This is a genomic window from Paraburkholderia sp. Ac-20347 (assembly GCF_017104805.1).
GTDB classification, from domain to species: Bacteria; Pseudomonadota; Gammaproteobacteria; order Burkholderiales; family Burkholderiaceae; genus Paraburkholderia; species Paraburkholderia tropica.
In genome coordinates, this window is the sequence record NZ_JAAGPN010000246.1 from 1 (window position 1) to 11,944 (window position 11,944).

Annotated in this window: 7 protein-coding genes; 5 read left to right on the forward strand and 2 right to left on the reverse strand. The window is 65.4% G+C overall.

Going from position 1 to position 11,944, the window contains the following annotated elements:
- The coding region (locus G3N97_RS30870) for a YadA-like family protein (RefSeq protein WP_205996753.1) at positions 1-3,005 on the forward strand (3,005 nt) is incomplete at its 5' end.
- A 187-nt stretch (positions 3,006-3,192) separates the two neighbouring features.
- Here G3N97_RS30870 and G3N97_RS30875 read toward each other — a convergent pair.
- Entirely contained in the window at positions 3,193-3,468 is a 276-nt protein-coding gene (locus tag G3N97_RS30875) for a DUF4148 domain-containing protein (protein WP_074981280.1), read from the reverse strand.
- Positions 3,469-3,726: 258 nt separating this feature from the next.
- Positions 3,727-4,731: a LysR family transcriptional regulator gene (locus G3N97_RS30880; protein ID WP_205996754.1), complete on the reverse strand. Its 1,005-nt coding sequence runs from the start codon at positions 4,729-4,731 to the stop codon at positions 3,727-3,729.
- 188 nt (positions 4,732-4,919) lie between these two features.
- Here G3N97_RS30880 and G3N97_RS30885 point away from each other — a divergent pair, with 188 nt between their 5' ends.
- The 4 genes from G3N97_RS30885 to G3N97_RS30900 all read left to right on the forward strand — a co-directional run.
- Positions 4,920-5,918, forward strand: coding sequence for an alpha/beta hydrolase (locus tag G3N97_RS30885; protein ID WP_205996755.1), 999 nt, complete (start codon positions 4,920-4,922; stop codon positions 5,916-5,918).
- A gap of 33 nt (positions 5,919-5,951) precedes the next feature.
- Positions 5,952-7,178: an efflux RND transporter periplasmic adaptor subunit gene (locus tag G3N97_RS30890; RefSeq protein ID WP_205996756.1), complete on the forward strand. Its 1,227-nt coding sequence runs from the start codon at positions 5,952-5,954 to the stop codon at positions 7,176-7,178.
- 85 nt (positions 7,179-7,263) lie between these two features.
- Positions 7,264-10,449, forward strand: a complete 3,186-nt coding sequence (locus G3N97_RS30895; protein WP_205996757.1) for an efflux RND transporter permease subunit — start codon at positions 7,264-7,266, stop codon at positions 10,447-10,449.
- Positions 10,450-10,464: 15 nt separating this feature from the next.
- Positions 10,465-11,944, forward strand: a 1,480-nt coding sequence (locus G3N97_RS30900) for an efflux transporter outer membrane subunit (RefSeq protein ID WP_205996758.1), incomplete at its 3' end; no start/stop codon positions are given.

The following is an 11,944-nucleotide window of genomic DNA, read 5'->3' on the forward strand; positions in this document are numbered from 1 at the left end:
TGACGGCCAGCGGCGTGCAATCGGTCGCGCTGGGCGGCGACAAGGTGGATACCCTTCAGGATGCCGCCGCGAAAGCCACGGGCGAGCGCGCGGTGGCGGTGGGCGCGGCGACGCGGGCGATGGGCAACAACTCGATCGCGCTCGGCAGCACCGTGACGGCCGCCGCCGACGACGCCGTGGCGATCGGTTCGAGCGCTGCGGTGAGCGGCGCGGGATCGGTCGCGCTGGGCGTGAAGGCGAACGGCGTCGGCGTCAATGCGGCGGCGATCGGCGCCGGTTCGACGGCGTCCGGCGACGCGTCCACGGCGATCGGCAATCTCGCCATGGCAAGCGGCAAGAACGCGCTCGCGATGGGCCCATCCGCGAGTGCTTCGGCGGATAACGTGATCGCGATGGGGCAGGGTGCGAAAGGCACTGTGAGCGGCGCGATTGCAATTGGTCAGGTCGCTGCCGCGCAAGGCGCGAACAGCATCGCGCTGGGCTACAACGCCGTCACCGGCTCCACGTCGACGGCGGACGGCAACATCGCGATCGGCGCGAACGCGGGCATTGCGAACAAGGGCTCGGGCATCATCGTGATCGGCCGCAACGCGAAGCTCAGGAACGACGGCGGCACGTCGAGCATCACGGGCGACGGCTCGATCGTGATCGGTGACGGCGCCAGCATCTTCGGCAGCAACAGCACCGCGCTCGGCGCGAATACGTATTCGCAGTACTCGGGCGCGACGCTCGTCGGCGCGGGCGCGCGTTCGTCGGTGATGGGCGGTGGTACAGCGCTCGGCCAGGGCGCGTCGGTCGCGGCGGACAATGCCGTCGCGCTGGGCGCCAATTCGATCGCCGACCGGGCCAATGCGGTCTCGGTCGGCACTGCGACCGCGGCGCGGCAGATCGTCAACGTGGCGGCCGGCGCGGTGAGCGGTACGAGCACCGATGCGGTCAACGGCTCGCAACTCAACACGACGAATACGCAGGTGACGGCGAACGCCAGCGCCATTACCACGTTGCAAGACTTGACCGACAACGCCGTGATGTACGACTCGACGGCGCATGATTCGGTCACGCTCGGCGGTGTGGGTTCTGCTACGCCGATCGCGCTGCATAACGTTGCGAATGGCGCAATCGACGCAACGAGTTTCGATGCGGTCAACGGCTCGCAACTCTACGCGACCAACACACAAGTGACGGCGAACACGAGCGCAATCACCGCACTACAAGGTCAAACCGCCGACTCAGTGAGGTACGACTCGTCGTCGCACGATTCGATCACGTTCGGCGGCGCGGGTACGAGCACGCCGATCGCGCTGCACAACGTGGCGGCAGGCGCAGTGAGCGATGCGAGCAACGATGCCGTGAACGGCGCGCAGCTTTTCAAGCTCGCGAGCAGCACGGCCAGCGGTCTGGGCGGCGGTTCGACGGTGAACAGCGACGGCTCGATCACGACGCCGACTTACACCGTCGGCGGCGCGACGTTCCACAACGCGGGCGAAGCCTTCACGAACATCGACGGCCGCACGACCGCGAACGCCGACGCAATCAGCAACCTTCAAGGCCAAACCGCCGACGCCGTGATGTACGACTCGACGGCGCACGATTCGGTCACACTCGGCGGCGCGGGTACGAGCACGCCGATCGCGCTGCACAACGTCGCGAATGGCGCAGTCGCCGCATCGAGTTTCGACGCGATCAACGGCTCGCAACTCTTCGGCGTATCGAGCGCGCTCGTCGATGCACTCGGCGGCGGCGCAAGCCTGTCTGCCGACGGCTCGATCACGCTGCCGACGTATCGCATCGGCAACACGACCTACAGCAACGTGGGCGGCGCGCTCACGAATCTCGACGGCCGCGTAACGGATATCTCCGATGCGATCAGCAGCGGCACCATCGGCCTCGTGCAGCAGGATGCCACCACGCACGCCATCACGGTCGGCAAGAACGTGCCCGGCATTTCGGTCGATTTCACCGGCACGAACGGGGTGCGTCTGCTGACGGGCGTGGCGGCAGGCAATGTCGATGCGAGCAGCGTCGACGCCGTGAACGGCTCGCAGCTCTTCGCCATCGGCAACGCCACGGCGAGCGCGCTGGGCGGCGGTGCGAAGATGAACGCGAACGGCACGATGAGCGGGCCGAACTACGCCATCGGCGGCAACACGTACAACAACGTGGGCGGCGCGCTGACCGATCTCGACGGTCGCGTTTCGCAGAACGCGCAGGACATCAGCGACATCAAGGGCGACGTGGCGAACGCCGTATCGTACGACTCATCGGCGCACGATTCTGTCACGCTCGGCGACGGCAGCACGCCGGTGAGTCTGCACAACGTCGCGGCCGGGACTGCAGACACCGACGCGGTCAACCTCGGCCAGATGAACGACGCGATTGCATCGGTCCAGCAGGCGGCGGATGCGGCGGTCAATCCGTTCGTCGCGGCGCAGGGCAATCGCGACACGGAAGGCGCGATTGCCAGCGGCACCCACGCGACGGCCGCCGGTGCGAACGCCGTCGCGAGCGGCGCGAACTCCGTGGCGCTCGGCGCGAACACGCAGGCGACTGGCGCGAATTCGGTGGCGCTCGGCGCGGATTCGGTGGCCGATCGCGACAACGCGGTGTCGGTCGGTTCGGCGGGCAACGAGCGGCAGATCACCAACGTCGCGCCCGGCACGGCAGGCACCGACGCGGCCAACATGAACCAGCTCAACGCGATGGCCGCGCAGGGCCAGGGTTACGTCGATCAGCGCATCGCGGGCGTGCAGAACCAGATCAACGACGCGCGCCGGGATGCATTCGGTGCGGCCGCGGCGGCGATGGCGGTCGCTGGTCTGCCGCAACCGACCGAGCCGGGCATGACGATGGTCGCGGCCGCGGGTTCTCACATCGGCGGCCAGACCGGCATGGCGCTCGGCGTGTCCTACGTCACGCGCAACAACCGCTGGGTCGCGAAGGCGTCGGCGAGTTCGAGCAGTCAGGGCAATACCGGCGTGACGCTCGGCGCCGGGTATCAGTGGTAAGTCTTGTACGGCAAAGCCCGATGGTTGAAAAACCATCGGGCTTTTTTTATTGCGCTTTCAATGACGGAACGGCGTCCACACCGGCGTGGTGTTGTTCCAGGTGTCCAGCTCGGAAGGCGTAGTCGTATTCATGATCAGTCATCCTGATTAATGATGAAGTTCGTTATACACGTCGAAGCGTCGCGTGTTATTCGCTCACGCGCGCCACGCGTTGTGCGTCGTTTGCGCGGCCTTCCTGAATCGCGAGACGTTCGGCCTGCGTGCGGCCAACGAGGCTCTGATTCGGATAGCTCGTCTTGTTCAGCGCGGGCAGCGTGCCGTCGCGATACGCGGCGACGATTTCGGCCTTCACTTCTTCACGCGTCTTGGGACCGTTGTTCACCGATTGCGCGAACACCGATGCGCTGGCGGCAAGCGAAACAACGAGGGTAGCGCCGAGGGCGGTTGCGAGAGTGCGTTTCATGATCTGCTCCTGTTTTAAGGGCGCCGCAAATCGATGAAAACAACAACCGGTGCGGCGACAGGTGCAAATGTAGGTGTCCGCGCGTCGGCGATAAACAGCCTGAAAACGAAAGGAATTGTCGAGATTCCGGAACAATCGGTCGCACGCGTTCATCATGCAAGCGCTCAAAAGCAAGACGGGCGGGCCTTGGAGGCCCGCCCGCCTGGGCGCTAATCCACACGATACCGCGCAATTTCGCGCGCGAAAATCAGCGAAAAATTACGCCGCCCACTCCGAAATCACCGGCGTTTCGAGGCTCGGCGCCGACTCGCGCTCTTCGAGCGTGCGCAGCGTGCAGGCCTTGTCGAGCGAGGCGCGGCCGCTCAGCAACGGGCAGCGGTCGAACACTTCGGCGATCCAGTCGACGAACACGCGCACCTTCGGCGACAGATGGCGGCTATGCGGATACACCGCCGAAATCGGCATCGGCAGCGGTTTGAAATCGGGCAGCACTTCGACGAGCTGGCCCGATTTCAGCAGCGGCAGCACCATGTAGCGCGGCGCCTGAATCAGCCCGAAACCTTCCACGCCGCAGGTCACGTACGCATCGGCGTCGTTCACCGAGACCATGCTCTTGAGCTTGACCTCGACTTCCTTGTTGTCGACGAGGAAGGCCCAGTCGATCACGCGCCCCGTGCGGCTCGAAAAATAATTCACGGCGCGATGCTCCTGCAGATCGTCGAGCGTGCGCGGCATGCCGTGGCTTTCGAGGTACGAGGGCGCCGCGCACGACACGCCTTCGAACAGCCCGATGCGCCGCGCGACCAGCGACGAATCCTGCAACGCGCCCACGCGCACCACGCAATCCACGCCTTCCTGCAAGAGATCGACGGGACGATCGCTCAGGCCGAGCTGCAGATCGATGTCCGGATAGCGCGTGTGGAATTCGCACAGCGACGGAATCACGATCAGCCGCCCGATGGAGCCGGGCATGTCGATGCGCAGTTTGCCGTGCGGCTTGCGATTGCGATCCTGGAACGTCTGTTCGGTTTCCTCGACATCGGCGAGGATGCGCACGCAGCGTTCGTAATACGCGGCGCCGTCCGGTGTGAGCGAAAGACGGCGCGTGGTGCGATGCATGAGACGCACGCCGAGAAACGCTTCGAGATTCTGAATGATCGTCGTGACCGAGGCACGCGGCATGTCGAGCGTTTCGGCTGCGCGCGTAAAGCTGTTCGTGTCGACGACGCGGGTGAACACCTGCATGGCCTGAAGGCGGTCCATTGCCATTCTCCGAAAGTCATCGGACGCACGCCGCGCGGTGTTCGAAATAAACCCTCGCGCGTAAAGAGGAGACAGATTGTTCAGGTGCGCCGAATTGTGTTGCCGGATTATAGGCATTTATTTAGAAGTCTGCCGAACCCACAATTCGCTCCATTCGAATCTACTCTCGCGCATTGCGCCGTTTCGACATGGATGCCTTTAAACGTTCGACGCCGTGGATTTCCGCCGCTGCCCAGGCTGCTAACGCTGCTAACGCCACGGCCGATGCAGCTTACGCGCCCGACGCGGCCAACGAGCCCGCGCAGCCGGCGCGCGTCGCGCCTGCCTCGCCCGCGGCGGGCAAGGCGCGCGGCCGCACGACGGCCATCGACGTCAGCGAAGTGACGATCGAAGGCCACGTAAAGGACATCGTGCTGCGTCTGTATCGCCCGCAGGGCGCGAACAATCTGCCCGTGCTGCTGTATTTCCACGGCGGCGGATTCGTGCGCGGCACGCTCGACGACGCCGACGTGCAAAGCCGCTTTTTCGCAGAACGCTTACCAGCGCTGGTGGTGTCGGTCGATTATTCGCTCGCGCCCGAATTCCCGTTTCCGGCCGCGCCCGAAGACGCGCATCGCGCGGCGCTGTGGGTGCTCACGCGCGCCCGAGCATTCGGCGGCAGCACCAAGCGCGTGATCGCCGCCGGTCACGACGCGGGCGGTCAGATCGCCAACGTGCTTGCCTTTATCGGCCGCGATCGCGGCGACGTGAAGCTCGCCGCGCAGGCCTTGTTCGCGCCGATGCTCGATCCGAGCCTCACGCGTCTGGGCGACGAGCGCCGCCTCGGTTCCGACATCACCGCGAGTGAATGCGCGCAGTGCTATCGCGCCTATCTGCCCGACGCCACGCAGCGCATGCATCCGTACGCGGCGCCGCTCGAATCGTCGCGGCTCGGCGGTTTGCCGCCCACGCTGATCGTCACCGCGCAGAACGACGTGCTGCATATCGAGGCGGAAAAGTACGCGAGCCGCCTGATCGACTCCGGCGTGCGCACACATGTGGTGCGCTATCCGAGCGTTTCGCACGCGCAGATCGGCGCGCACGAAGAAGCGCTCGCGGAAGCCGTGCGCTTTTTCAAATGCTGCTTCGAGGCCGACGCCAATCGTGATGCACGAAACGACTCGCCGCGTTCGCCGCGCAATCCATAAACAACAACCACGCACCAATCTGGAGCCCGCCAAATGTCACTCTTCTCGCAATCCCCATCACGTATCGCGCTAGCGGTCGTGGCCGTGCTCGTCGTCGCGGGGCTCGGCACGCTCGGCGCGATGCGCTTCGACGCGCATCCGGCCGTGGCCGCCGAAGCGCCGCCCGCGCCGGAAGTCGATGTCGCCGCCGTCGCGCAGCGCACGATCACCGACTGGCAGTCTTACTCCGGCCGCCTGGCGGCGGTCGAAAAAGTCGATATCCGTCCGCAGGTGTCGGGCACGATCGTCTCGGTGAATTTCCGTGACGGCGCGCTCGTGAAGAAGGGCGACACGCTGTTCGTGATCGATCCGCGTCCGTATCAGGCGGCCGTCGATCAGGCCGCCGCGCAACTCGCCGCCGCGCAGGCGCGCACGGGTTACGCGCAGAGCGACTGGGAGCGCGCGCAACGCCTGATCGGCGACAACGCGATCGCCAAACGCGATTACGACGAGAAGCAGAACGCCGCGCGCGAAGCCAGCGCGAACCTGAAGGCCGCGCAGGCCGCGCTCGAAGCCGCGCAGATCAACCTCGGCTATACGCGCATCGTCGCGCCGGTCGCGGGCCGCGTGTCGCGCGCGGAGATCACGGTCGGCAACGTGGTGAGCGCGGGCGCAAGCGCCGCGCCGCTCACGACGCTGGTGTCCGTGTCGCCGATCTACGCGGAATTCGACGCCGACGAGCAAACCTATCTCGACTACATCAGCCGCATGAAGGATGGCTCGAAGGTGCCGGTCGAACTGGGTCTCGCGAACGAAACCGGTTACTCGCGCTCGGGCACGATCGAGTCCGTCGATAACCGGCTCGATACCTCGTCGGGCACGATTCGCGTGCGTGCGCGTTTCGACAACGCCGACGGCGCGCTGGTGCCGGGCCTCTACGCGCGCATCAAGGTGAGCGGCTCCGCGCCGCATCCGGCGCTGCTCGTGGACGAAGCGGCCATCGGCACCGACCAGGACAAGAAGTACGTCTACGTGGTCGACGGCGCGGGCAAGGTCGCCTATCGCACGGTGCAGATCGCCGGGCAGCAGGGCAATCTGCGCGTGATCGTCGATGGCCTGAAAGCGGGCGAGCACGTGGTCGTGAACGGCACGCAGCGCGTGCGTCCGGGCGAGGCGGTGCGCTCGCATATGGTGCCGATGAACGGCGACCCCGACGCCGACGCGGCTGCCGTCGCCACGCAACCGGCTGCGAAAGACAGCAAGGACGCGAAGACTTCCTGACGCGCAGCGTCTCACACACGGCGCGCGTCGCCGTGTGTGTCAGCCTCGCAGTTAGTTAGTGATACGAATGAATTAAGAGCGACCCATGAACATATCGAAATTCTTCATCGACCGGCCGATCTTCGCGGGCGTGCTGTCCGTGCTGATCCTGCTGGCCGGGGTGATCGCACTGTTCCAGTTGCCGATCTCTGAATATCCCGAGGTCGTGCCGCCTTCGGTCGTCGTGCACGCGCAGTATCCGGGCGCGAATCCGAAAGTGATCGCCGAAGCCGTGGCCGCGCCGCTCGAAGAGCAGATCAACGGCGTCGAGAACATGCTGTACATGCAGTCGCAAGCGAATAGCGACGGCAATCTCACGCTCACGGTCACGTTCCGTCTCGGCACGGATCCCGACAAGGCCACGCAGCTCGTACAGAACCGCGTGAATCAGGCGCTGCCGCGTCTGCCCGAAGACGTGCAGCGTCTGGGCATCACGACCATCAAGAGTTCGCCGACGCTCACGATGGTGGTGCACCTGATCTCGCCGAACAATCAGTACGACATGACGTACCTGCGCAACTACGCGCTGCTCAACGTCAAGGACCGCCTCTCGAACATTCAGGGCGTGGGCGAAGTGCAGCTGTGGGGCGCGGGCGATTACGCCATGCGTGTCTGGCTCGATCCGCAGAAAGTGGCGCAGCGCAATCTCACCGCGCAGGACGTGGTCAACGCGATCCGCGAGCAGAACGTGCAGGTGGCGGCCGGTGTGATCGGCGCGTCGCCGAGCGTGCCTGGCACGCCGTTGCAGCTGAACGTGAACGCGCGCGGCCGTCTGCGCACGGAAAGCGAATTCGGCGACATCATCGTCAAGACCAATCCCGACGGTGGCGTGACGTATCTGCGTGACATCGCGCGTATCGAACTCGCGGCGTCGGAATACGGCCTGCGTTCGCTGCTCGACAACAAGCCCGCCGTCGCGCTCGCGATCAACCAGGCGCCGGGTGCGAATTCGCTCGCGATTTCCGAGCAGGTGCGCGCGGCGATGAAGGATCTCAAGCAGGACATGCCCGCGGGCGTGGACTACAAGATCGTGTATGACCCGACGCAGTTCGTGCGTTCGAGTATCGAAGCGGTGATTCACACGCTGCTCGAAGCGATCGCGCTGGTCGTGATCGTGGTGATCGTGTTCCTGCAAACGTGGCGCGCGTCGATCATTCCGCTGATCGCCGTGCCGGTGTCGATCGTGGGGACGTTCTCGCTCCTGCTGGCTTTCGGTTTCTCGATCAACGCGCTGTCGCTGTTCGGGATGGTGCTCGCGATCGGCATCGTGGTGGACGACGCGATCGTGGTGGTGGAGAACGTCGAGCGCAACATCGCAAGTGGATTATCCGCGCGCGACGCCACCTATAAGGCCATGCAGGAAGTGAGCAGGCCGATTATCGCCATCGCGCTCACGCTGGTTGCGGTGTTCGTGCCGCTCGCGTTCATGAGCGGTCTCACGGGCCAGTTCTACAAGCAGTTCGCGATGACCATCGCGATTTCGACGGTGATCTCGGCGTTCAATTCGCTCACGCTGTCGCCCGCGTTGTCGGCGCTGCTGCTGCGTGGCCACGATGCGAAGGAAGACTGGCTCACGCGCGGCATGAACCGCGTGCTCGGCGGTTTCTTCAAGCGCTTCAACAAGGTGTTCCATCGCGGTTCGGAAAGCTATGGGCGTGGCGTGAACGGCGTGCTGCGACGCAAGGGCGCGATGCTCGTGGTCTATGTGCTGCTGCTCGGCGCGACCGTGCTGATGAGCCGCGTCGTGCCGGGCGGCTTCGTGCCCGCGCAGGACAAGGAGTATCTGATCGCATTCGCGCAACTGCCGAACGGCGCGTCGCTCGACCGCACGGAAAGTGTGATCCGCGAGATGAGCGCGATTGCGCTCAAGCAGCCTGGCGTGGAAAGCGCGGTGGCGTTCCCGGGTCTTTCGGTGAACGGCTTCACGAATAGTTCGAGCGCGGGCATCGTGTTCGTCACGCTCAAGCCGTTCAAGGAACGCAAGGGCAAGGCGCTGGCCGCGGGTGCGATCGCGGGCGCGCTGAACCAGCAGTACGCGAGCATCAAGGACTCGTTTATCGCCGTGTTCCCGCCGCCGCCGGTGCTCGGTCTCGGTACGCTCGGCGGCTTCAAGATGCAGCTGGAAGATCACGGCGCGCTCGGTTACGAAGCGCTCAATCGCGCGACGCAGGACTTCGTGAAGCGCGCGGCGCAGACGCCCGAACTCGGCCCGACGTTCACGAACTATCAGATCAACGTGCCGCAACTGAACGTCGATCTGGACCGCACGAAGGCGAAGCAGCTCGGCGTGCCGGTGACGGACGTGTTCGACACGATGCAGATCTATCTTGGCTCGCTGTATGTGAACGACTTCAACCGCTTCGGACGCGTGTATCAGGTGCGTGTGCAAGCCGACGCGCCGTTCCGCCAGAAGGCCGACGACATCCTGCAACTGAAGACGCGCAACGCCGCGGGCGACATGGTGCCGCTCTCGTCGCTCGTCACGGTGTCGCCGACGTATGGTCCGGAAATGGTGGTGCGTTACAACGGCTACACCGCCGCCGACATCAACGGCGGACCGGCGCCCGGTTATTCGTCGGGGCAGGCGCAGGCGGCAGCCGAACGCATCGCGGCCGAAGTGCTGCCGCGCGGCGTGAAGTTCGAATGGACCGACCTCACGTATCAGCAGGTGCTGGCCGGCAACGCGGGCATCTGGGTGTTCCCGATCAGCGTGCTGCTCGTGTTCCTCGTGCTGGCCGCGCTCTACGAGAGTTTGACGCTGCCGCTCGCGGTGATCCTGATCGTGCCGATGAGCGTGCTCTGCGCGCTGACCGGCGTGTGGCTCACGCAGGGCGACAACAACATCTTCACGCAGATCGGCTTGATGGTGCTGGTGGGGCTGGCGTCGAAGAACGCGATTCTGATCGTGGAATTCGCCCGCGAACTGGAGCATGACGGACACACGCCGCTGTCGGCGGCGATCGAAGCGAGCCGTCTGCGTCTGCGCCCGATTCTGATGACGTCGATCGCGTTCATCATGGGTGTGGTGCCGCTCGTGCTCTCCAGCGGCGCGGGTTCGGAAATGCGTCATGCGATGGGGATCGCGGTGTTCTTCGGCATGCTGGGCGTGACCGCGTTCGGTCTGTTGCTCACGCCGGTGTTCTACGTGGTGCTGCGCACGCTTGCGGGCGGAAAGATTCACGTCGCGCAGAAGGACAATGCGCACGCGCCGAAGCATACGGTGGACGCGTAAAGAAGGATGATCAAGATGACTAACTATTCTTTCTCGCAGGAACGTCCGGCGCATGCGGGCGCGTTGTGGCGCCGCACGCGGCTCGCGCTGGGCGTGGCGCTGTTCGCGTGGCTCGCGGCGTGCTCGGTCGAACCGACCTACAAGGTGCCCGATTCGGGCGTGCCGAACGCCTACAAGGAAGCGCCGCAACAGACACAGGCCGCGCAATCTGCGAATCCGCACGACGTGGGTTCGTGGACGGCGGCCCAGCCCGCCGACGCCATGCATCGCGGCGAATGGTGGAAAGTGTTCGGCGACCCGACGCTCGACCAGCTCGAAGATCAGGCGCTGGCCGCGAATCAGGACCTGAAGGCGGCGGCCGCGCGCGTGCAGCAGGCGCGTGCGCTGACGCAGGCGGCGCGCGCTTCGTGGTTCCCGTCGTTCGACGCGGGCTTCGGTCCGACTTACGAGCGCGCTTCGCCCGCTTCGCAGTATCTGCCGCAGAACACGCCGGTCGCGACGCAAACGCTCTGGCGCGCGCAGGCCACGGCGAGCTACGAAGCCGATCTGTTCGGCCGCGTCAGCTCGAACGTGAACGCGGCGCGCGCGGACGCGCAGCAAAGCGAGGCGCTGTTCCTCTCGGTTCAGCTCGCGTTGCAGGCCGACGTCGCGCAGAACTACTTCCAGCTGCGCCAGTTCGATTCGGACGTCGATCTGTATCGTCGCACCGTGACGCTGCGCGCCGACGCGCTCAAGCTCGTCGAACGCCGCTTCAAGGAAGGCGATATCAGCGAGCTCGATGTGGCGCAGGCGCGCAACGAACTCGCGAGCGCGCGTGCGGATGCGGTCGGCGTGGCGCGTCAGCGCGCGGCGTCCGAGCACAGTCTCGCGATTCTGCTCGGCAAGGCGCCCGCCGATTTCACGTTCCCCGAAACGCCGCTGCAAAGCGTGAACGTGAGCGTGCCGCCGGGCTTGCCGTCGACGCTGCTCGAACGCCGTCCGGACATCGCCGCCGCCGAGCGCGCGATGGCCGCTGCGAACGCGCGCGTCGGGCTCGCGAAGTCGGCGTTCTTTCCGAAGCTCGATATCACGGGCGCGTTCGGCTACGAGTCCGCTTCGCTCGGCGATCTGTTCATGTGGTCGAGCCGCGCGTTCCTGCTCGGGCCGCTCGCGGGCACGGCGCTCACGGTGCCGTTGTTCGACGGCGGCCGCCGCAAGGCCAATCTCGCCCAGGCGCGCGGCAAGTACGACGAGGACGTGGCGCAGTATCGCCAGCAGGTGCTCGTGGCGTTCCGCGAGGTCGAGGACAATCTCTCCGATCTGCGTCTGCTTGACGACCAGATTCGCCAGCAGGACGAAGCGGTGAACGCGTCGGAGCGCTCGGCGCATCTTTCGCGCACGCAGTACGAGGAAGGCGAGGTCAGCTATCTGAACGTGATCGACAGCGAGCGCACGGTGCTGGTGTCGCAATTGCAGGCGAGCCATCTGCAGGGCTCGCAGGCGGTCGCGGCCGTCA